Here is a 20,828-nt window from a genome sequence, read left to right as displayed (position 1 = left end):
ATGCTACTCGCCGGTAACTAGGACTGCCTACTGTCCCGCCGGAAGGAGTCGATGATCATGCCGCGGCGGAGTCCGGCAGGACCGCCGCGATGCCGTCCACGATCAAGGCGATCTGCCACGGTCGGGCGCCGAAACCACGCAGCGTCTCCGCCACCGTATCGGGAGTGATTTCCGACGGCGGGGACCAGGCCAGCCGGCGGATGAAGTCGGGACTGATCAGGTTCTCCGGGGGCAGGGTGTGTGCCTCCGCGGTGCCGATCACGACCTGCCGGCAGCGGGCCAGCCGGGCCGCCGCGACCGGATCCCGCTCCGCCCAGCGGTGCGGCGGCGGCGGGCCCTCCACCGGCTGATTCACCGGCAGCTCGTCGTCCGGCAGCGCGCGGGCCGCGTCCAGGGCGTCCAGCCACACCCGGGCCAGCCGCCGCACCGAACGGCCGCCGAAACCGGCCAGGGTCAGCAGGGTGCGCTCGTCCTTCGGGTCCAGCTCGGCGGCGGCGATGATCGCGGAGTCCGGCAGCACCCGGCCCGGTGCGGAGTCCTTGCGGGCGGCCACCGCGTCCCGGGCGTACCACAGGGCGCGGACCCGGGACTGGGCGCGGGCGCCGCGTACCCGGTGGATGCCGGAGGTGCGCCGCCACGGGTCGGGCCGCACCCGGGGCGGGCGGTCCGCACCGGCCACCAGCGCCGCGAACTCCTCCGCCGCCCACGCGGCCTTGCCCTGGCGCTCCAGCTCTGCGGCCAGCAGGTCGCGCAGGTCGGTGAGCAGTTCGACGTCGAGCGCCGCGTACGTCAGCCACGACTCCGGCAGCGGCCGGGTCGACCAGTCCGCCGCGGAGTGGTGCTTCTCCAGCGAGTAGCCCAGCAGCGACTCGGTCAGCGCGGCCAGCCCCACCCGCTCGAACCCGGCCAGCCGCGCGGCCAGCTCCGTGTCGAACAGCTGCCGCGGCTTCAGGCCGATCTCGGACAGACAGGCCAGATCCTGGCTGGCGGCGTGCAGCACCCACTCGGTGCCGGCCAGCGCGGCGTCCAGGGTGCTCAGGTCCTCCAGCGGCAGCGGGTCCAGCAACACCGTGCCCGCACCGGCCCGGCGCAGTTGCACGAGGTACGCCCGCTGCGTGTAGCGGTAACCCGAGGCGCGTTCGGCGTCGATCGCCACCGGCCCGGTGCCCGCGCTCATCCGCGCCACCACCTCGGCCAGCTCCTCGGCGGTGGCCACGGGGCGGGGGGTGCCCTCGCGGGGTGCGATCAGCGGAACAGCGGTGGGCGCCGTGGGGGCGGCGTCCACGGGGGCGGTGTCCGTGGGGGCGGGACCGCCGTACGAAGGGTCGGGCGGCACATCGTGCGGTCCGTCAACTGCTTGGTCCGGCGCGTCCCGACGGAATGTTTCGTCGGTCACTCCGTAACCGTACGGGTGTGCCCCCCTCGGCATGTGCAGCCGGGTCCCGGCGCGCCGCCGGTCGATCGACATCCGGGTGGAATCCGTGGCCCGCGCGCCCGTCCGCAGGGGCCCTCGCGTCCGTACTACCGGCTGGACCGTCGAACGCCCGGGAGGCCGCCATGACCAGCTACGACCAGTCCGGCGTGCCCAGCCGGCGGCGCGGCCCGGTGGATCCGCTGCTCAGCCTGCCGGACCACCCGTCCGGTGAGTGGGTGATGCCCCGGCCCGGGCCCGGCGCGGACGACGGGTGGCCCGAGTCCGCCTTCTTCGATTCGTGGCCCGAGGGCGGCGCCGGCGAGGCCCAGCCGCGGCCGGGCGACTTCGGCGAGGGCGCCACCCGGCCCGCGCCGCGCATCGGGCACCCGCGGCCCGCCCGCTCCGCTCCGGAGGAGCCGCTGTTCCCGGCCTCGGCGACCATGCCGCCCTCGGCATCGCCCGCTCCGGCCGGACGCCGGGCGTCCCGGGGATCCGCCGACTCGGCGGCCGGATTCGCCGCCGACAACGGTCGTGGCCGCGGCCGTGTGATGGCGCTGGCGCTCGTCGTGGTGCTCGTCGGGGTGTCCGGCTGGCAGGCGTGGCGCCTGGACCGGCTCGACAAGCGGCTCGGCGGCAGCAACGACCAGCTGACCGCCGCGTTGCAGCACGAGACCGAACGCGCCGACCGGCTGGAGAAGCAGATGGCGGGGGTGTTCAACCCCGAGGGCATCTCGGCGGACGTGCTGCCCAGCGTGTTCCGGGTCCGGGCCGGTCAGTTCACCGGTACGGCGTTCGCGATCGGCGACAAGGCCGGATCGGGCAAGGCGAACCTGCTGACGAACTTCCATGTGGTGGAGGCGACCTTCACCGACGGCGGGCGCAAGGTGTTGCTGGAGCGGGGCCGCACCGAGCTGGAGGCGACCATCGTCAAGGTCGACCGCGGCAAGGATCTGGCCCTGTTGCGCGCCGACCGCAAGATCACCGGGCTGGCCGCCGCTACGGACGAGGTCCGGCCCGGCCAGCAGATCCTGGTCGCCGGTGCGCCGCTCGGGCTGGAGGACACCGTGACCACCGGCGTGGTCAGCGCGTTCCGGCCGGACGACAAGGACGGGCCGGTGATCCAGTTCGACGCCCCGATCAACCCGGGCAACTCCGGCGGCCCGGTGGTGGACTCGGCCGACCGGGTGGTCGGACTGGCCACCGCGAAGGCGCGCGACGCCGAGGGCATCGGGCTGGCCGTCCCGATCAAGACGGCCTGCGACACGTTCGACGTCTGCTAGTCAGCCCGCGTTGGCGCGGTGCCGGTCCGCCAGGGCGGTGACCCCGGGCGGGGGCAGGCCCGCGGTGGAGGCCAGCATCCCGCACCAGCCGTGCAGGTGTGCGCCCAGGTCGTCCGAGGTCGGCGTCCACGACGCGCGGATCTCCAGGTCGGCCGTGGGCGGCGGCCCGGCCAGCTCGCCGAACCGGGTGGAGGCGGTCTGCGTGATCGTTCCGCCGATCGCGGTGTACGCGGCCCCGTGCTGATCCAGCCCGTCCGTGAGCCAGGTCCAGGCCACCGCGGGCAGCAGCGGGTCGCCGGCCAGGTCGGCCTCCAGCTCCGCCGTGACCAGGGTGACCAGCCGCAGGTTTCCGCGCCACGCGTCGTGCCCCGCCGGGTCGTGCAGCAGGATCAGCCGCCCGCTGGCCACCTCGTCGCCGTCGCGCAGCACGGTCGCGCTCAGCGCGAACCCGAACGGCGCGAGGCGCTGTGGCGGGGCGATCTCCTCCAGCAGGATCTCCGCGCGGGGGGCGGCGGCCCGCAACCCGTCGACGGCGCGGGTGAACGCCTCGGGTGCGGTGGGGGTGGGCGCCATGGAGGGAGCCTATGCCGATCACCGCCGTGCGACGCCGTTCGGCACGCCGCCGAGCGGGTTCACTCATTCGCCATCGCCGTGGTGTGCGCCGCCACACGCGGTCCGGTGGTGCCCGGGCCGCATGGCACCATGGCGCGGGTGACCACTACATCCCCGCAGGGCCCGGCCGGGTCCGCGTTCGTGCGCGCCTGCCGCGGCCTGGACGTGCCGCACACCCCCGTCTGGTTCATGCGGCAGGCCGGGCGCTCGCTGCCGGAGTACCGCAAGATCCGCGAGGGGGTGGGGATGCTGGAGTCCTGCCGCCGCCCGGAGCTGGTCACGGAGATCACGCTGCAGCCGGTACGGCGGCACGGCGTCGACGCCGCGATCCTGTTCAGCGACATCGTGGTCCCGCTGGCGGCGGCCGGAATCGAGCTGGACATCGTGGCGGGCACCGGCCCGGTGATCGCCGACCCGATCCGTTCCCGGGCGGACGTGGACCGGCTGCGGCCGATCACCGTCGCCGACGTGGATTTCGTGGACGAGGCGGTCCGGCTGCTGGTCACGGAGCTGGGCGCCACCCCGCTGATCGGCTTCGCGGGGGCGCCGTTCACCCTGGCCAGCTACCTCGTCGAGGGCGGGCCGTCGCGTACGTACACCAGGACCAAGGCGATGATGTACGGCGCCCCGCAGCTCTGGCACGACCTGTGCGCCCGGCTGGCCGAGATCACGCTGGCGTTCCTGCGGGTCCAGATCGGCGCCGGGGTGAGCGCGGTCCAGCTGTTCGACTCGTGGGCGGGTGCCTTGTCGGAGGCCGACTACCGCCGCTACGTCCTGCCGCACTCGGCCGCGGTGCTGGGCGGGCTCGCCGGCTCAGGCGTGCCGCGGATCCACTTCGGGGTCGGCACGACGCTGCTGCTGGGTGCCATGGGTGAGGCCGGTGCGGACGTGGTCGGCGTGGACTGGCGCACCCCGCTGGACCGGGCCGCCGCGACCGTGGGGGGCCGCGCGGTACAGGGCAATCTGGACCCGGCCACGTTGTTCGCGCCGTGGCCGGTGGTCGAGGAGCAGGCCCGCCGGGTGCTGGCGCAGGGCCGGGCCGCGCCCGGCCACGTGTTCAACCTGGGCCACGGGGTGCTGCCGGACACCGACCCGGACGTCCTGACCCGCCTGGTCGACCTCGTGCACACCGCCTCGGCCCGCTGACCGGCCCGCCTCGGTCGCCGCTGGGGCCGGGGCCGGGGTGACTGGCCGCTCACATCGGCCGACCCCGCTGGGCGCGGGGCGGCGCGACCTGACAGTGTTGACGGCGTGCGGAAGCGGGTTGCGGTCATCGGCGGCGGCATCGCCGGGCTCGCCGCGGCCGTCCGGCTGCGGGACCGGGCGCCCTCGGACACCGAGATCATCGTGTACGAGTCGTCCGGCACGCTCGGCGGCAAGCTACGGACCGGCGAGCTGGCCGGTGCCACCGTCGAGCGGGGTGCCGAGTCCTTTCTGACCAGCGCCCCCGACGGCACCGAGTCGGCGGTGATGCGGCTGGCCCGCCGTGTGGGGCTGGGTGCGGAGCTGGTGCACCCCAGCGGCGTCCCGGCGGCCCTGGCCCTGCGCGGGCGGCTGGAGCCGGTGCCCGGCGGCACGCTGATGGGCGTACCGGGAAATCTGAGTGTGCTGGGCGCGGTCGCGCGCCCGGCCACGGACGCCGACCCGGACGAAGGCCGCCCGCTGCTCGGCCCGGCCGCGGATGTCGCGGTGGGTGCCCTGGTGCGCGGCCGGTACGGCGACGAGGTCGCCGACCACCTGGTCGACCCGATGCTCGGCGGGGTGTACGCGGGCCGCGCCGATGAACTGTCGCTGGCGGTCACGATGCCCGCCCTGGCCCGTGCCGCACGCACCGAGCACACGCTGGCTGGAGCGGTCCGCGCCGCTCAGGCCGCCGCGGTGCGGGTGCCCGGCAGGCCGGTGTTCGCCACGGTCGCGGGGGGTATGAGCCGCCTGGTCGCCGCGGCGGCGGGGGCCAGTGCCGCTGAGTTCAGCCTGGGCACGCCGGTGCGCGAGCTGCGCCGGGGCGGGCGCGGCTGGCGGCTGGTGTCCGGCCCGGTGCCCGCGCCGCAGATCGACGAGGTGGACGCGGTGGTGCTGGCGGTCCCCGCCCGGCCCGCCGCCCGGCTGCTGGCGACGGTCGCCCCGGCCGCGTCCGACGCGGTGGGGGTCCTCGACTACGCGAGCGTGGCGCTGGTCGCGCTGGCGCTGCCGCCCGGCACGCCGCTGCCGGAGCTGTCCGGATTCCTCGTCCCGCCGACGGAGTGCACGCTGGTGAAGGCCGCGACGTTCGTCACTCGCAAGTGGTCGCATCTGGACCGCGAGGGCGGACCGGTGGTCGTGCGGGCCTCGCTCGGGCGCGCGGGCGAGGCGGACCGGCTGCAGCGCGACGACGAGCACCTGATCTCGATCGCCCGGGCCGAGCTGGGCGAGCTGCTCGGCGCGGCGCTGCCGCAGCCGGTCGCGTCGTGGCTGCAGCGCTGGGGCGGCGCGCTGCCGCAGTACGCTCCCGGGCATCTCGGCCGGGTCGCCGCCGCGCGCGCCGCGCTGCCGCCCGGCATCGCGCTGGCCGGTGCCGCGTTCGACGGTGTCGGCATTCCGGTGTGCGTGGCGGGCGGCGAGACCGCCGCCGAGGACGTCCTGAAATCCCTGGAGGACAGATGACCGAGCAGACCAACGCCGCGCGGGTGCGCGAGCTGAATGACACGATCCGGTACACGATGTGGTCGGTGTTCCGGGCCGCGTCCCCGCTGCCGGCCATGCGTGACGACCTGGCCGCCGAGGTGCAGGGCCTGTTCGAGCAGCTGGCAGGCAAGGACGTGACGGTCCGCGGGACGTACGACGTGGCCGGGCTGCGCGCCGACGCGGACATCCTGGTGTGGTGGCATTCCGGCTCGTCCGACGCGCTGCAGGAGGCGTACGGGCTGCTGCGCCGCACCGCGCTGGGCCGGCACCTGCAGCCGGTGTGGTCGCAGATGGCGCTGCACCGTCCGGCCGAGTTCAACAAGAGCCACCTGCCGGCGTTCCTGGCGGGGGAGGAGCCGCGCGCGTACGTGTGCGTCTACCCGTTCGTGCGCTCGTACGAGTGGTATCTGCTGCCCGACGAGGAGCGGCGGGCGATGCTGGCCGAGCACGGCCGGATGGCGCGTGGCTACCCGGACGTGCGGGCGAACACGGTGGCCTCGTTCGCGCTGGGCGACTACGAGTGGATGCTGGCGTTCGAGGCGGACGAGCTGCACCGGATCGTGGATCTCATGCGGGACCTGCGGGCCTCCGGTGCCCGCCGGCACGTGCGCGAGGAGGTGCCGTTCTACACCGGACGGCGGCGCAGCGTGGCCGAGATCGTCGCGGCCCTGCCGTAGGCGCGGGGGGTCGTCAGACGTCGCGCCGCATCGGAATGTGCGGTATGCCGTCCTCCAGGTATTCCGGCCCGGTCTGCTGGTAGCCGAACTTGGCGTAGAAACCGACCAGGTGCGCCTGTGCCTCCAGGACGCTCGGCCGGTCACCGATGACCGTCAGCGCATGCGTCATGAGTTCACTCGCGACGCCGGTGCCGCGCGCCCCGGGCGCGACCACCACGCGGCCGATCCGCGCCAGTCCGGCGTCGTCGAGAATCCGCAGGTAGGCGCGGATGTCGTCGCCGTCGGCGAACCACACGTGGCGGGTCGCGGGCTCGGTGTCCCGGCCGTCCAGGTCGCCATACGCGCACTTCTGCTCGACCACGAACACGTCCGTACGCAGCCGCAGGATCGCGTACAGGGTGGTGACGTCGAGGTCGCGGAAGACCGCGACGCGGGCCTGGCTGCGCATTCCGCGATCCTAGGCGGCGCGTCGTCACACCATTGCCCCCGCGCACGTTGTACCCATGGGGTGAACCCCAATCGGCGTGGGAGGTTCTCATGATCAAGCGGAGCAAACTGTTCGGGAACAAGACCCGGGTCACCTTCTGCCTGCCCGCGGACGAGCCTGCCGGTACGGTCAGCGTCGTCGGCACGTTCAACGACTGGGAGCCGGGCGCGCACGAGCTCAAGATCCGCCGCGACGGCACCCGCACGATCAGCCTGCGGCTGGACCCCGGCCACTACCGGTTCCGCTACCTGGCCACGGACGGCGTCTGGCTGGACGACGACCACGCGGACGTGGTCGGCCCGCACGGCAGCGAGCTCAAACTCTGACGTTATGCGCGGGTCCCCCGTGGGCATCCCCTCGTTGATTCGTTGACGAGGCAATCACCACGAGGGGGTCCCATGGCGAACGTGAAGCTGGCGGTCATCTACTACTCGGCCACGGGCACGATCCACGGCATGGCGGAGCGGCTCGCCCAGGCCGGGGAGAAGGCGGGCGCCGAGGTCCGGCTGCGCCAGGTGACGGAGCTGGCACCGCCGCAGGCGATCGCCTCCAACCCGGCCTGGAGCCGGCACGTCGAGCAGACCAAGGACGAGCCGCGCGCGACCGCGGACGACATCGTCTGGGCCGACGCCGTGCTGTTCGGTACGCCGACCCGGTACGGCAACGTGGCCAGCCAGCTCAAGCAGTACCTGGACACCCTGGGGCCGCAGTGGGCACAGGGCCTGCTGGCCAACAAGGCGTACGCGGGTTTTGTCGCGTCGATGACCGCGCACGGCGGCCAGGAGTCGACGCTGCTGGCGCTGTACCACACGATCTACCACTTCGGCGGCATCGTGGTGGCCCCCGGCTACACCGATCCCCTCAAGTTCGCCGACGGCAACCCGTACGGCGTGTCACATGTCACAGGCGGCAGCAACGACGCCCCGCTGGTGGAGACGGACTACGCGGCGCTGGATCACCTGGCCCAGCGGATCGTGACGATCGCCGGCAAGATCAAGGACTGAGCCGCCGGGGTGGCGGCATCGGGCGTCCGGGTCGCGGTGGGACTACAGGGGGCGGCTTCGGGCATATCAAGCCGAATAATGCTCATTTCTCGCTAGTCTGACCATATGAGCGACTACCAGGGCGCGGAGCTGCACAAGCTGGTCGAACGGTACGAGGTGGCGTTCCTGGAGCTGCGTGCCGCGCAGGAGGCGGTGCGGGGCATCCTGTCCGAGCGGTTGCTGATGGAGCACCTGCGGCAGCTCGGCGAGTCCCTCGGTGCCACCGGCGCCCCGCAGTCCGGTCCGTCCCTCGGGCAGCCGCCCACGATGACGCAGCCGCCCACGATGCCGGAACCGCCCACGATGACCCAGCCGCCCACGCTGGCCCAGCCGCCCGAGCGGATGCCCGAGATGAGCGAGTCCTGGGCCGGTTGACGGCGCGGCCGTCCTCCGGTCGGGTGCCGCATGCGTGGCGGGTGGTTGGTCCGAAATGACGGATCGGTGGCATTAGTTCTGACATTGGTGGTCAACACTGTCCGCCGAGCCGAGTCGCCGCACGCCCGGTGTGGGTAGGTTCGCCCTTCTGCTCCCACGAACCCCCCTACCGCTCGGAGTGCCGATGTTCCGTCCGTCCCGGACCGCCCTTGCGGCGACCACCCTTTCGCTGGCCGCCAGCGTGTTCGCGATGCCGTCGGCCGCGTACGCCGCCGACACCACCACCAGCCTCGGGGCCACCCAGATGGCCGCCGAGCTGAAGGCGGTGGCCAGCACGTCGACCACGGCCGCCGCGAACGGACTGAAGGCCGACCTCTCGGTGGTGGCCAGCGAGATCACGATGACCGCCTCGTACGTCGTCGACACCCCGCACAAGATCGCGTACACCCGGGAACCGTTCGTGGGCGCCACCTACGTCGTCGGTGGCCGGGGCATCTACCACAAGATCACCGACTCCTACTCGCGCGCGGCCCTGAAGATGATGGGCCGTCCCGAGGTCACGTACACCTTCTTTTCCCAGCCCACGCTGAACTTCGACACGTACATCAGGGATCACGGGACGAGCCCGGCCGAGGTGCTCGAAAGTGACACCACCCATGCGGGCACGAAGACCGTGCACGACGACGGATCGATCAACTACGCCTTCACCGGCAAGGACGGCGAGGCGTTCACCTTCCAGGTCGCCGCGGCCGGGTCGCTGACCAGCGCGCACGTCACGGACGACAACCTCTCGGCGACGATCACCTTCGCGTACGGGCCGCAGACCGTGACCCTGCCCGCGGCGTCGGTCACGGTCAGCTCGACGACCCTCGCGAGGGGCGTGGCCTACCTGGAGATGCCGGGTGCCGTCAAGGGGGTCGCCAAGGGCGGCGCCGAGGTGGTGCGCGGGAAGGCCCACGGCCACACCGTGAAGGTGGCGTCGCTGCGCAAGACCATCAAGCATGAGGCGAAGGTCTTCAACGCGAAGCTGCTGGCGAAGATCGTCAAGGTGAAGAACGTCAGCCGCGGCGTCAAGGTGTACGCGACGAACCCGTGGACCCACAAGACGGTCTCGTACACGGTCAAGGCGTCCGGGCGCAAGGTCGTCGTCACCCGCGTCAAGGCCGCCGCGGCGAGCGCCGTCCCGGCCGGAACCGCGCGTCCCCTGACGGTGGACCTGCCGCCCGGCTGGCTGAACGGCCTGCTCACCGGCAAGTAGTCACCCCGCACGCCTGACAGCCCCCGGCAGCGCGCCCGCGCCCGGGGGCTGTCAGGCGTCGTGCTGTTCCGGGTCCAGGCGGATCGACAGGCTGTTGACGCAGTGCCGGGTGTTCTTCGGCGTGAAGCCCTCGCCCCGGAACACGTGGCCCAGGTGTGAGTCGCACCGGGCACACCGGATCTCCGTACGGGCCATGCCGTGGCTGCGGTCCTCGATCTCCCGCACGGCGCCCGGGATCGCATCGTCGAACGACGGCCAGCCGCAGTGCGACTCGAACTTCGTGTCGCTCGGGTAGAGCTGGGCGCCGCAGGCGCGGCATCGGTACATGCCCGCGTCCTTGGTGTCGACGTACTCGCCGGAGAACGCCGGCTCGGTGCCGGCCTCGCGCAACACCCGGAACTCGGCGGGGGAGAGGCGGACCCGCCACTCGTCCTCGGTGGTGGGCAGGGTGGTCTCGTCGGATGCCATGCACCCACCGTACGTCGATGCGCGAACGACGCACCGGCGGTGCGGCTCCGCTGGTCAGCGCGTCGTTGGACGGGCCATGGACGCTGCGTTCGCCGGTGCGCCGGCCCGATTCCGTCCCACCCGGCAGCAGGCCCTCGGCCACGGCCTGTACGTCGGCGGGTTGATGTCCGTCGTCGGCGTCGGAGGTGGTCTCGTCGCCGCCGTCGCCGGCCTGCACTGGGCGGCCGTACCCGCCCCGCCGAGCTGGGTGTGGCTGCTGCTGGCGGTCGGCCCGGCGCTGGTCGCCGCGCCGGTCGGCCTGCTGGTGGGGCGGCGGCAGGCGGTCGTGGTGGACGCCGACGGCATCCGCACGGTCGCGCCGTTCACGCGGGCGGTGGAGCCGTGGAGCCGCGTGGTGGACCTGCGCGCGGAACGGCGGGGCGGCCGGACCGTGGTCTCGGTCTACCTCGACACGGGCACGAGCGTGCAGTTGTGCGCGCCGTACAGCGGCGGGATGTTCGCGGCGGACCCTCAGTTCGAGCTGAAAGTGGGTGCGCTGTCCCACCTGTGGCGTAGTCACCGGTTCGGTGGGGTCCCATGCTGACGACTTTCCGGGGCGAATGGCGCAAAATTTGGCAGGTCTGGCTAAACTCCCCCCGGAACGAAGAAACGGACCATCCAGCAACAGAACGGATACTCCTCATGAGTGTGACCCGCCGGTTGGCCGCCGGAATCCCCGCGGCCGGCGTGACCGTCCTCGCCGCCTTCGCCTTCGCGGCGCCCGCCACAGCCGCACCGGACGTTGCGGTCAGGGCCACCGACTCCTCGGCCTCGCCGTGCGTCGATGACCCCCGCACGGACTGCTCGTACGGGTACGGCGCCAGTGCCAGCCCCAGCGCCAGCGGTCCCACCCGGGGCAACGGCGGCTACGGCACTCCGAGCCCCACGCCGAGCGCGACTGTCACCAGTCCGCCGGGTGGGGTCAGCCCGACGCACGCGCCGCCGCCTCCGGGTGGGGTCAGCGCCGGCCACCTGCCGGTGACCGGTGCCCCGATGGGCGCGACCGCCGCGCTCGGCGGGCTGCTCCTCGGCGCAGGCGGTGCCGCTCTGTGGCTCACTCGTCGGCGCCGCAGCGCCTGAGCGACCGGCAGTGCACGGCGACGGCCGTCCCGCGATTGCGGGGCGGCCGTCGCCGTGTGCACGCCCGACACGCCTCGATGGATCGGGGCGGCGCGGGCGAGGACAGGCATAGGGTCGGCCCATGGCCCAGAAAGCGAAGGCGCCCGCCGTCGAGGTCGAGGTGGCCGGTCGGCAGGTGCGGCTGACCAGCCCGGACAAGGTCTGCTTCCCGCTGCGCGGATACACCAAGCGCGACGTCTTCGAGTACTACCTGGCGGTGGGCGACGGCATCCTGCGCGCCCTGCGCGAACGCCCCACCACGCTGCAGCGCTTCCCGGACGGCATCGAGGGGGAGATGTTCTTCCAGAAGCGGATCCCCACCCGCGGAGTACCGCCCTGGGTGCAGACCGCGACGATCACCTTCCCGAGTGGCCGGACCGCCGACGAACTCTGCCCCGCCGACCTCGCCCACGTGGCCTGGGCCGCCCAGATGGGCACGATCGTGTTCCACCCGTGGCCGGTGCGGTCCGGCGCCACGGAACACCCCGACGAGCTGCGCATCGACCTCGACCCGCAGCCCGGCACCGACTTCGGCGACGTCGTCCGCACGGCCGGGGAGGTCCGGGGGGTGCTGGCCGACCTCGGCTGGACCGGCTACCCCAAGACCTCCGGCGGCCGCGGCGTCCACGTCTACGTACGGATCGCTCCACAGTGGTCGTTCATCGAGGTGCGCCGGGCGGCGATCGCGCTGGCCCGGGAGGTGGAGCGGCGCGCCCCGGACCGCATCACCACCGCCTGGTGGAAGGAGGAACGCGGCAGCCGGGTCTTCCTCGACTTCAACCAGATGGCGCGTGACCGCACGATCGCCTGCGCGTACTCGCTGCGGGCCAACGCCCGGGCCACGGTCTCCACGCCCGTCACCTGGGAGGAGCTGACCGAGGTGGAGCCGGACGACTTCGATCTGCGTACGGTGCCGAAGCGGTTCGCCGAGGTCGGCGACCCGCACGCGGGTATCGACGAGGTCGCGCACGACATCACCCCGCTGCTGGAATGGGTGCAGCGCGACGAGCGGGCCGGGCAGGGTGACATGCCGTACCCGCCGGACCACCCGAAGATGCCGGGCGAGCCGCCCCGGGTCCAGCCCAGCCGCAAGAACGCCGCGAACTGGGAGTGACGCGCTACAGCGCGAGCTTCATGCCCTCGTGCGAGGCCGTGAAGCCGAGCCCGGCGTAGAACCGGTGCGCGTCCGTACGCCGCTTGTCCGTGGTGAGCTGGGCCAGGCCGCAGCCGCGCTCGCGCGCCCGGTCCAACGCCCAGAGCATCATGGCCCGGCCGACCCCGTGGCCCCGCAGGTCGGTGCGGACCCGGACCGCCTCGATGGTCATCCGCTCGGCACCCCGGCGGCTCAGCGACGGGATGAAGGTCAGCTGGCAGGTGCCGACCACCGCACCGGCGTCGTCCGCGACGATCAGCTCGTTGCGCGGGTCGGCGTCGATCGCCTCGAACGCCGCCCAGCACGCCGCGTCGTCGCCCTCCGACACGACCTGCTGCCGTGACCGGCTGATCTCGTCGTCGTCCAGCAACGCCAGGATCGCCGGGACGTCGGCACGGGTCGCGCTGCGGAAGATCATCTGGGCCACCCGGCTATCCTGACACGCCCGACGGGCTGAGGCCCGCGGCAACCCGCAGCGTGCACCATGTCGCCATGCGACTGCTGCTGATGCCGCTGCGACTGGCCTACCGGGGGCTGGTCTGGCTGGCCAACTCGCCGGGCAAACTGATCCTGGCGTACCTGCTGCTCATCCTCGTGTGCGGTATCGCCTACGGCCAGGTCGAGCACAAGACGTTCGGCGACGCGGTGTGGTGGGCGATCGTCACGGCGACCACGGTCGGCTACGGCGACATCTCCCCGGAGCACCTGCCGGGCCGGGCGATCGCGGTCCTGCTCATCTCCGTCATGGTGCTGGTCGTCATTCCGCTCATCACGGCGCACTTCGCCAGCAGGCTCATCGTGGACACAGACGCGTTCCGGCACGAGGAGCAGGAGGAGCTGAAGAACAACCTGCGCCGGGTGCGGGTGCTGCTGGAGGAGCTGGCCGCCCGCGAGGGAGTGCAGGTGCCGGAGACGGCGGTCACTTCGCCGGACAGCGCAGACCCTCCCGGGGCACCGTCAGATCGATGAGGTAGGAGTCCACCGCGCCGACGATGCACTTCGTGCTCGGGTACGCGGTGTGCCCCTCGCCCTCCCAGGTCAGCACGTGTCCCGTGCCCAGCATCTTGGCCAGCGCCGCGGTGTTCTCGTACGGCGTCGCGGGGTCGCCGGTGGTGCCGACCACCACGATCGGCGGGGCGCCCTTGGCCTCGCCCGCCGGGTACGGGTCGCGCTTGCCCGGCCAGAACGCGCACGGCAGCATCCCGATCGCCAGCGGCGCCCCGAACAGCGGATACTTCGTACGCCACTGAGCCTGCAGCTCGCGAATCTTCGCCACCGAGGGGACGTCGCCCGCATCGGCGCAGTTCACCGCCAGGTTCGCATCGAACAGGTTCGAGTACGTGCCGTCCGGCTTGCGGTCGGCGTACTGGTCGGCCAGCTCGAAGACGCCCTGCGGGTCGCCGCCCTGCAGGTCGTCGACCGCCTCGGCCAGCTTCTGCCAGCCCTCCTCGGTGTACAGCGACGAGATCACCGCCACGAAGATCCAGCCGGCCGTGGCTTCCCGGCCGTCGTCGTCCTTGACCGGGGAACGCTCCGCCTTGGCCATGGCGTCGGTCACCGCGCCCCGCGCGTCCGGCCCGATCGGGCACTTGTCCCGGGTCGCCCGGCACCAGTTCGCGAAGTTGGTGAACGCCCGCTCGAAGCCCTTGGCCTGCGACTCCGAGCCGGTCACGAAGTCCTGCTCGGGGTCGATCGCACCGTCGAGCACCAGCGCCCGGACATTGTTCGGGAACAGCTGCGCGTAGGTCGCCCCGAGCAGCGTGCCGTACGAGAAGCCGAGATAGGTCAGCTTCTCGTCGCCGACCGCGGAGCGGATCGCGTCCATGTCCCGGGCCGCCTGCTTGGTGGAGAACAGCGCCAGCTGGTCACCGAGCTTGCTGCCGCACCGCTGGGCCACCCGCTGGTTGAGCGCCACCACCTCGGCGAACTCACCCTCGCTGACCGGGTCGGGGTCGGCGCCGAACGAGGCGTCCTGGTCGGTGTTGCTGATGCACTTCACGGGCACCGAACGGCTCACCCCCCGCGGGTCGAAGCCCACGAGGTCGAAGCGGTCCGTGACCGCGCTCGGCAGGCCGCCCAGCGTCTCGCCGAACGAGAGGTACACCGCGGTGTCGACGCCCGAACCGCCCGGCCCGCCCGGGTTGACCAGCAGCGAGCCGATCCGCTGGTGCTGGCTGCGCGACCGGATCCGGATCAGCGCGATGTCGTACGTCTGCCCGCCCTGCGGCGCCGCCCAGTCCCGGGGGACCGCGACCGACGCGCACTCGTAGGTCATCCCCTCCGCCCCGCGCCCCACCAGTTTGCGCGGCACGTCGTCGCACGGCCGCCAGGTCGCCCGGTCGCCCGCGAGGGTGGAACCCTGGGCGCCACCCATGGGGGAGCCGGAGTCGTTCGGGGCGAAAACGGGCACGGTGCACCCGGCGGTCACGGCGATGGTGGCGGCGGCGAGCAGTCCTGTCACCAGGCGGGAACGGCGGTGCACGGGCGTGGCCTTTCGGTCGCGTCGGTCGTCCGCGCAGAAGGCTACGCGGTGCGAGCCAGAAACAGCGCCCTCAGCGGCTGGTCAGCACCTCCGCGAGATCGAATTTCACCGGCCGCTCCAGCTGCTCGTACGTGCACGTGCGCGGGTCCCGGTCCGGCCGCCACCGCTCGAACTGGGCGGTGTGCCGGAAGCGGATGCCCTCCATGTAGTCGTACCGCACCTCGACGACGCGTTCCGGACGAAGCGGCACGAACGACAGGTCCTTTCCCGCGTTCCACCGGCTGGCCTCGTTGCGGCGCGGGGTCCGCTCGCCCTGCTGGTGCGCGGCCCAGTCCCACGGATGACCCTCGAACGTGGTGACCAGCGGCTGCAACTGGACGAACAGCTCCTGGCGTACCGCCATCGGGAACGCGCCGATCACGCCGACGCTGGCCAGGACGTCGCGTTCGTCGTACAGGCCGAGCAGCAGGGAGCCGATCCGGTCGTCGCCCGACTTGTGCAGCCGGTACCCGGCGACCACGCAGTCGGCCGTACGCTTATGTTTGATCTTGGTCATGACCCGCTTGTCCGGCTGGTAGACCAGGTCCCGTGCCTTGGCGATGAGCCCGTCCAGCCCCGCGCCCTCGAACTCGGCGAACCAGCGCCGGGCCGTGTCCAGGTCGTCGGTCGCCGGGGTGACGTACACCGGCGGCTCGGCCCCGGCCAGCACCTCGCGCAGCCGGTCCCGGCGCTGCGCGAACGGCAGCCCGGTCAGGTCCTCGTCGCCGAGCGCCAGCAGGTCGAACGCGACGAAGCTGGCCGGGGTCTGCTCGGACAGCAGCTTCACCCGGCTCGCGGCGGGGTGGATGCGCTGCTGCAGGGCCTCGAAGTCCAGCGTGTTGCGGGCCGTGTCGGCCACGATCACCTCGCCGTCGATCACCGCCCGTTCCGGGAAGTTGGCCAGGACGGCCTCGACGACCTCGGGGAAGTACCGGGTCATCGGTTTCTCGTTGCGGCTGCCGATCTCCACCTCGGCGCCGTCGCGAAAGATGATCGAGCGGAAGCCGTCCCACTTGGGTTCGTAGATCTGACCCGGCGGGATGTCGGCGACGGGTTTGGCCAGCATCGGGCTGACCGGCGGGTTGATCGGCAGGTCCATCGGCCCAGTCTGCCTGCCTGGACGTGCCCGGCGGGGCATTCCGCGCCCGCGGCTGCGCCTACCGGACGAGCAGGTCGACCAGCCGGTCGAGCTCGGCGGCCGGATCCTCGGCCAGGCCCATGTGCACCGGGCCGGCCTGCAGGATCGTGCTGCGCGGCGCGGCCAGCCAGCGGAACCGCTCACCCTGGGACATGGCGGTGGCCGCCCCGCGTCCCGCGCACGTCGCCTCCCAGCCGGTCAGCGCCGCGCGGACACCGGTGGCGTCGGCGTCCGGATCGAGCGCCAGCAGCCGTTCGTCGTGCAGGTGGGTGCGGGCGGCCAGGAAGTCACGCCGCTGGCAGTAGAGCAGCACCCCGACGTTGATCAGCTCACCGCGCTCGACCCGGGGGACGGCGCGGATGATCGCGTACTCGTAGGGGACCTTCACCGGGCCGTTCCCGCGGGCAGCCAGGCGGCGGGCGCGGCGGCGCGGGCACTCAGGTGCTCCAGGTACGCGCTGCGCGCGTCGGCGGGCTCGGCGAAGTCGAACTCCGCCAGCCACTCGTCGGGCACCAGCGCGAGGACCTCCGCCAGCAGCGCCGGGGTGAGCCGTTCGGCGAGCTCGGCACCGGCAGATTCCAGCGCGGTGGCGTACGGGCGCAGCACATGGTCCTCCCACGGGTACGCCCGGTGCACCACCGCCGCGGCCCGCGCCCAGTTGTGGTGGAAGTACAGCGTCGCGCCGTGGTCGATGAGCCAGAGCGCGCCGTGCCACTGCAGCAGGTTCGGGTTGCGCCAGCTGCGGTCCACATTCTCCACGAACGCATCGAAACACAGCACGCGCGATGCGAGCCCGGCTTCGACCGGATGTGCCATCGGGTCGTAACCGAGCGAGCCGGGCAGGTAGTCCATGCCGAGGTTGTCGCCGGCGCTGGCCTTGAGCAGCTCCTGCACCTCTTCGTCGGGCTCGGCGCGGGCGACCACCGGGTCCAGCCCGGCGACGACCAGCTCGGGGACCGGCAGGCCGAGGCGGCGGGCCAGCTCGCCCGCGACCACCTCGGCGACCAGTGCCTTGGGGCCCTGCCCGGCACCGCGGAACTTCAGCACGTACGTGCCGAGGTCGTCGGCCTCCACGATGCCGGGCAGGGACCCGCCCTCACGGAGCGGGGTCACATAGCGGACGGCGTTCACCTGACGAAACACAGCCACTCTATTGATCCGCTTCGTGCGGGCCCACCGGTTTGTCAGACGGTGTCCGGGCCCTGGCGGCGTAGTTCGTCCACCCGGGTCATCGCGTCCCGCAAACCCGCCAGCCATTCCTCGGTGTGCTGGCCGGTCAGCCGGACGCACCAGGCAAGCGCCTCGGAGCGGGACCGGGCGACGCCCGCGTCCACAAGGGTGTCCAGCACCTGCCGCTCGGGCTGGCGCAGCCGCGTCATCACCGGCGCGGCGAGGTGGGTGTACAGCTGCTCGGCGTCGCCGCACCGGGCGCCCCAGGCCACCTTGCGCTGGTACCGGTGCTCGACCTGCTGGGCGACGCGGATGCGGGCCTCGCGGGTGTCCTCGCGGAACTGGTGGATGCGGCCGGTCTGGGCGGCGGCCCGGTCGGCGTCGGTGGCGTCGGCGGCCAGTTCGGGTACGGGCAGCCGGCCCCAGATGATGATCTCGTCGCGGTCGATGACGACCTGTGGCGGTTCGGTGAACCAGCCGTCGGGCACTGCGCCGGTGATCCATCCGGCGGCGTCGTCGGCGGGCGGTGGTTCGCTGCGGGCCCCGGGAGGGGCGGCTCGGTAGCGCATCTCGACCTCCTGAACGGTGATGATTACATGATTACACCGTTGCAGCCGTTGCACGACAGTGTTCACCCACGGCGAACGCCTGGGAAGCATGGAGTCAGAGCACGAAGGCGTCGGTCCAGAGCTGGCGGGTCCGGCCGGACAGGGCCTCCATCAGCCCCACCGCCTGCCCGTCCGTGAGAGCCGCCACGAAGTCGATCACCGCGCGGCCGCGGGCCCGGCCGATCCGGTCCGGGGTGCCCTCCGGCAGCTCCGCCTCACCCAGCTCCACCAGGTCGCGGATCCGGCGCGGCAGCCGTTCCGCCTCGTCCGGGTCGGTGAGCCAGGCCAGCAGCGCCTCGACCAGCGACGCCAGCAGCCGGGCCTGGCCGCGCTGATGCAGCGCGAGATCCGGGCGGGCCAGCACGAACCGGTTCTGCACGAACTTGAGGACCTGCACCTCGTGCCACTGGGCCGGGGCGAGCGCCACATGCCCGGATCGGACGGCGGGCTGCGCGACCACCTCGATCGACTCGACCAGCCGCCGGGTCCACGACGCGGAGAACGCGGCCACCTGGGCCTCGGCCTCCAGCGACCCGTCGAACGGCGCCGCCAGCAGCCCGTCCACCAACTCGGCGCGGACATGCTCGACCGCGGCCGCGAACGCGTCGTCGTCGGCCATCCAGCCGTCCTTGCGGTGCAGCTGGCGGCGCAACGACTCGATCGCGCTGCCGGGCCGGCGCTCGTCCTGCGCTTCCTCGTCCAGTGCCCACCGCGGCGCGCGCTGCCAGGCCATCAGCTCGGCCGCCACCGCGCCCTGCTGCAACACGCCGACCCGGTGGACATCCTCGAGATCGTGGATGGCGTACGCGATGTCGTCGGCGGTGTCCATCACGGATGCCTCGGGGGTCTGCTGCCAGTCGGCCACCCGCCCCGCGAACGGCAGCCTCGCCTGCACCACGTCGGAGATCTCCGTCGAGTACGCCCCGAACTTCAGCGACCCGCCCTCGGGATCGTCCGGCGGCGGGGCCGCCCCGCGCGGCGCCGGGTCCATGAAGCGCGGGTGCGGTTCCGGGTGGGTGCGCCGGGTCCACGGGTACTTCAGGATGGCGGCGCGCACCGCTGCCGTGAGGTTGAGCCCGATCGTGGCCTGGCCGCGGATCTCGGTGCTGGTCACGATGCGGTACGACTGCGCGTTGCCCTCGAACCCGTCGCGCAGCCGCAGCCGCTGCCGGGCGAGCTGATCCAGCACCCGCTCGCCCAGATGACCGAACGGCGGGTGGCCGAGATCGTGGGCCAGGGCCGCCGCCTCGACCACGTCCGGCTCGCATCCGCCCAGCTTCTCCAGCAGGTCGGCGTACCGGGGGTCGGCGGCGAGGCGCTCGGCGACGGCCCGGGCGACCTGCGCGACCTTCAGGCTGTGGGTGAGCCGGTTGTGCACCAGCAGGCCCGCGCCGCCCGGGCTGATCACCTGGGTGACCCCGGCCAGGCGGGCGAAGAACGGGGAACTGACGATCCGGTCACGGTCCACCCGGAAGGGGCTGGCCGCCAGGTCGCCCGGGGCGACGAGGCTCTCGCCGAACAGGCGCCGGGCGCGCGGATCATCCATGGGCGCGAGGGTACGCCGGCGCCGGTGCGTCCCGGCGGCATCCACCGACGGTGACGGAGATCCCAATACGTCGGTGGCGCCCGGTGGCTGCCGACCGTCAGACTTGTGACCCGGGGCATCAGAAGGGGGCCGTGCGGATGGCGGAACAGGCAGGCGGACGCCGGGGGCGTACCGGGATGTGGGTGGCGCTGGCGTTGGGCGCTGCGGCGGTGTGGGCCGCCCGGGACGTTCCGGCCCAGCTGGGGGCCCGGGCCAGCGGGGAGCGCCGGGACCGGGTCCACCGTTCGCCGCAGTTCTCCGGCGGCAGGTTCCGCAACACCGTCCCGGCTACGGAGCTGACGGCCGCGTCGATGCCGCGGGTGGCCGCCGCCGCGATGAGCGACCGCGAGCGACGGCGCCCCTCGGGACCGATCCCCGTGCTGCGCCCGGACACCGGCGGCGCCTCGGACGGCCTCTTCGTCACCTGGTACGGCCACTCGTCCGCGCTCGTGGAGATCGAGGGCCGCCGGGTGCTGCTCGACCCCGTGTGGAGCGACCGGTGCTCGCCGTCGCGGCTGCTCGGCCCCAAGCGCCTGCACGAGCCGCCCGTCCCGCTGCGCGACCTGCCCCCGATCGACGCGGTGCTGATCTCGCACGACCATTACGACCACCTGGACATGCCGACGATCCGCAACCTCGTCGACTTGCAGGCCGCCCCGTTCCTGGTGCCGCTGGGGGTGGGCGCCCACCTGGAGCGGTGGGGGGTGCCCGCCGCCCGGATCGTCGAGCTGGACTGGAACGAGCGGGTGACCGTCGCCGGGGTCGAGTTCGTCGCCACGGCGGCCCGGCACTTCTCCGGGCGCGGCTTCGCCCGCGACGAGACGTTGTGGGCCTCCTGGGTGATCGCCGGGCCGACCCGCAAGGCGTTCTACAGTGGCGACACGGGCTACTTCCCGGGTTTCGCCGAGATCGGTGCGCAGCACGGGCCGTTCGACGTGACGCTGGTGCAGGTCGGCGCGTACGGCGACGCCTGGCCGGACATCCACATGTTCCCCGAGGACGGGGTCGCCACTCATGTGGACGTGCGCGGCGGCCTGATGATCCCGGTCCACTGGGCGACGTTCAACCTGGCGCTGCACGACTGGGCGGAGCCCGCCGACCGCACCTGGGCCGAGGCGAAGGCGCGCGACGTGCGGCTCGCCGTGCCGCGCCCCGGTGAGCGGGTCGACGTGGACGACCCGCCCGCGGTGGACGGCTGGTGGCAGCAGATCGGCTGA

At 72.9% G+C, this 20,828-nt stretch carries 24 protein-coding genes; 13 read left to right on the top strand and 11 right to left on the bottom strand.

Translation table 11 applies throughout. The features are described from left to right. Positions 1–55 precede the first annotated feature (55 nt). Positions 56–1,396: an HRDC domain-containing protein gene (locus tag ACMCNO_RS27635; protein ID WP_412752371.1), complete on the bottom strand. Its 1,341-nt coding sequence runs from the start codon at positions 1,394–1,396 to the stop codon at positions 56–58. A 161-nt stretch (positions 1,397–1,557) separates the two neighbouring features. Between ACMCNO_RS27635 and ACMCNO_RS27630 the strand changes: the two genes are divergently transcribed. Further along, positions 1,558–2,694 (top strand): trypsin-like peptidase domain-containing protein, encoded by a 1,137-nt coding sequence (locus ACMCNO_RS27630; RefSeq protein WP_412752370.1) that lies wholly within the window; start codon positions 1,558–1,560, stop codon positions 2,692–2,694. On the opposite strand, the gene ACMCNO_RS27625 is transcribed toward ACMCNO_RS27630, so the two are convergent. Then, positions 2,695–3,267, bottom strand: coding sequence for a DUF3000 domain-containing protein (locus ACMCNO_RS27625; RefSeq protein WP_412752369.1), 573 nt, complete (start codon positions 3,265–3,267; stop codon positions 2,695–2,697). It lies immediately after the preceding gene. A gap of 129 nt (positions 3,268–3,396) precedes the next feature. Here ACMCNO_RS27625 and hemE point away from each other — a divergent pair, with 129 nt between their 5' ends. The 3 genes from hemE to hemQ all read left to right on the top strand — a co-directional run bounded on the left by hemE (position 3,397) and on the right by hemQ (position 6,647). Continuing rightward, positions 3,397–4,452: a uroporphyrinogen decarboxylase gene (gene hemE / locus ACMCNO_RS27620; RefSeq protein WP_412753824.1), complete on the top strand. Its 1,056-nt coding sequence runs from the start codon at positions 3,397–3,399 to the stop codon at positions 4,450–4,452. 105 nt (positions 4,453–4,557) lie between these two features. Continuing rightward, a complete protein-coding gene (hemG, locus tag ACMCNO_RS27615; protein ID WP_412752368.1) occupies positions 4,558–5,949 on the top strand; it encodes a protoporphyrinogen oxidase in 1,392 nt (463 codons plus the stop codon). Beyond that, positions 5,946–6,647: a hydrogen peroxide-dependent heme synthase gene (gene hemQ, locus ACMCNO_RS27610; protein ID WP_412752367.1), complete on the top strand. Its 702-nt coding sequence runs from the start codon at positions 5,946–5,948 to the stop codon at positions 6,645–6,647. Before hemG ends, hemQ begins: the two co-directional genes overlap by 4 nt. Positions 6,648–6,660: 13 nt before the next feature. Here hemQ and ACMCNO_RS27605 read toward each other — a convergent pair whose 3' ends face one another. After that, entirely contained in the window at positions 6,661–7,095 is a 435-nt protein-coding gene (locus tag ACMCNO_RS27605; protein WP_412752366.1) for a GNAT family N-acetyltransferase, read from the bottom strand. Positions 7,096–7,184: 89 nt separating this feature from the next. On the opposite strand from ACMCNO_RS27605, the gene ACMCNO_RS27600 reads away from it, so the two are divergent. The 4 genes from ACMCNO_RS27600 (at position 7,185) to ACMCNO_RS27585 (ending at position 9,810) form a co-directional block, all read left to right on the top strand. Next, on the top strand, positions 7,185–7,460 hold the full coding sequence (locus tag ACMCNO_RS27600) for an isoamylase early set domain-containing protein (RefSeq protein WP_412752365.1): 276 nt from the start codon (positions 7,185–7,187) through the stop codon (positions 7,458–7,460). Between the two features lie 72 nt (positions 7,461–7,532). Beyond that, positions 7,533–8,138 carry an NAD(P)H:quinone oxidoreductase gene (gene wrbA, locus ACMCNO_RS27595; protein WP_412752364.1) on the top strand — a complete coding sequence of 202 codons (606 nt, stop codon included), beginning with the start codon at positions 7,533–7,535 and terminating at the stop codon, positions 8,136–8,138. Positions 8,139–8,243: 105 nt separating this feature from the next. Beyond that, on the top strand, positions 8,244–8,552 hold the full coding sequence (locus ACMCNO_RS27590) for a hypothetical protein (RefSeq protein ID WP_412752363.1): 309 nt from the start codon (positions 8,244–8,246) through the stop codon (positions 8,550–8,552). 184 nt (positions 8,553–8,736) lie between these two features. Beyond that, a complete protein-coding gene (locus ACMCNO_RS27585) occupies positions 8,737–9,810 on the top strand; it encodes a hypothetical protein (RefSeq protein WP_412752362.1) in 1,074 nt (357 codons plus the stop codon). Between the two features lie 51 nt (positions 9,811–9,861). Here ACMCNO_RS27585 and msrB read toward each other — a convergent pair whose 3' ends face one another. After that, positions 9,862–10,278 carry a peptide-methionine (R)-S-oxide reductase MsrB gene (msrB, locus tag ACMCNO_RS27580; RefSeq protein ID WP_412752361.1) on the bottom strand — a complete coding sequence of 139 codons (417 nt, stop codon included), beginning with the start codon at positions 10,276–10,278 and terminating at the stop codon, positions 9,862–9,864. 76 nt (positions 10,279–10,354) lie between these two features. Between msrB and ACMCNO_RS27575 the strand changes: the two genes are divergently transcribed. From ACMCNO_RS27575 to ligD, 3 genes are all read left to right on the top strand, one after another. Beyond that, the gene (locus ACMCNO_RS27575) at positions 10,355–10,861 is read left to right on the top strand and encodes a PH domain-containing protein (RefSeq protein ID WP_412752360.1); all 507 of its coding nucleotides are present in this window, start codon (positions 10,355–10,357) and stop codon (positions 10,859–10,861) included. 98 nt (positions 10,862–10,959) lie between these two features. Further along, entirely contained in the window at positions 10,960–11,397 is a 438-nt protein-coding gene (locus tag ACMCNO_RS27570) for an LPXTG cell wall anchor domain-containing protein (protein ID WP_412752359.1), read from the top strand. Between the two features lie 121 nt (positions 11,398–11,518). Further along, entirely contained in the window at positions 11,519–12,550 is a 1,032-nt protein-coding gene (gene ligD / locus ACMCNO_RS27565; RefSeq protein WP_412752358.1) for a non-homologous end-joining DNA ligase, read from the top strand. 4 nt (positions 12,551–12,554) lie between these two features. Here ligD and ACMCNO_RS27560 read toward each other — a convergent pair whose 3' ends face one another. Beyond that, complete coding sequence (locus tag ACMCNO_RS27560; protein WP_412753823.1) at positions 12,555–13,007, bottom strand: N-acetyltransferase family protein; 453 nt, start codon at positions 13,005–13,007, stop codon at positions 12,555–12,557. A 74-nt stretch (positions 13,008–13,081) separates the two neighbouring features. On the opposite strand from ACMCNO_RS27560, the gene ACMCNO_RS27555 reads away from it, so the two are divergent. Then, entirely contained in the window at positions 13,082–13,558 is a 477-nt protein-coding gene (locus ACMCNO_RS27555) for a potassium channel family protein (protein ID WP_412752357.1), read from the top strand. On the opposite strand, the gene ACMCNO_RS27550 is transcribed toward ACMCNO_RS27555, so the two are convergent. The 6 genes from ACMCNO_RS27550 to ACMCNO_RS27525 form a co-directional block, all read right to left on the bottom strand. Beyond that, the gene (locus ACMCNO_RS27550; protein WP_412752356.1) at positions 13,509–15,071 is read right to left on the bottom strand and encodes an alpha/beta hydrolase; all 1,563 of its coding nucleotides are present in this window, start codon (positions 15,069–15,071) and stop codon (positions 13,509–13,511) included. The genes ACMCNO_RS27555 and ACMCNO_RS27550 overlap by 50 nt on opposite strands. Before the next feature lie 70 nt (positions 15,072–15,141). Beyond that, entirely contained in the window at positions 15,142–16,209 is a 1,068-nt protein-coding gene (locus tag ACMCNO_RS27545; RefSeq protein ID WP_412752355.1) for an ATP-dependent DNA ligase, read from the bottom strand. A 58-nt stretch (positions 16,210–16,267) separates the two neighbouring features. Continuing rightward, positions 16,268–16,636: a DUF3037 domain-containing protein gene (locus ACMCNO_RS27540; RefSeq protein ID WP_412752354.1), complete on the bottom strand. Its 369-nt coding sequence runs from the start codon at positions 16,634–16,636 to the stop codon at positions 16,268–16,270. Then, positions 16,633–17,391: a HipA family kinase gene (locus tag ACMCNO_RS27535; RefSeq protein ID WP_412753822.1), complete on the bottom strand. Its 759-nt coding sequence runs from the start codon at positions 17,389–17,391 to the stop codon at positions 16,633–16,635. The genes ACMCNO_RS27540 and ACMCNO_RS27535 overlap by 4 nt, the downstream gene beginning before the upstream one ends. Positions 17,392–17,432: 41 nt before the next feature. Next, the gene (locus ACMCNO_RS27530) at positions 17,433–17,987 is read right to left on the bottom strand and encodes a hypothetical protein (RefSeq protein ID WP_412752353.1); all 555 of its coding nucleotides are present in this window, start codon (positions 17,985–17,987) and stop codon (positions 17,433–17,435) included. A 94-nt stretch (positions 17,988–18,081) separates the two neighbouring features. After that, the gene (locus ACMCNO_RS27525) at positions 18,082–19,572 is read right to left on the bottom strand and encodes a deoxyguanosinetriphosphate triphosphohydrolase family protein (RefSeq protein ID WP_412752352.1); all 1,491 of its coding nucleotides are present in this window, start codon (positions 19,570–19,572) and stop codon (positions 18,082–18,084) included. Between the two features lie 137 nt (positions 19,573–19,709). Between ACMCNO_RS27525 and ACMCNO_RS27520 the strand changes: the two genes are divergently transcribed. Next, positions 19,710–20,828 carry an MBL fold metallo-hydrolase gene (locus ACMCNO_RS27520; protein ID WP_412752351.1) on the top strand — a complete coding sequence of 373 codons (1,119 nt, stop codon included), beginning with the start codon at positions 19,710–19,712 and terminating at the stop codon, positions 20,826–20,828.

The organism is Krasilnikovia sp. M28-CT-15, from assembly GCF_047159595.1.
Classification (GTDB): Bacteria; Actinomycetota; Actinomycetes; order Mycobacteriales; family Micromonosporaceae; genus Actinoplanes.
Note: the sequence above shows the minus strand (reverse complement) of the source record. Positions and strands in the feature narration are given on the sequence as shown.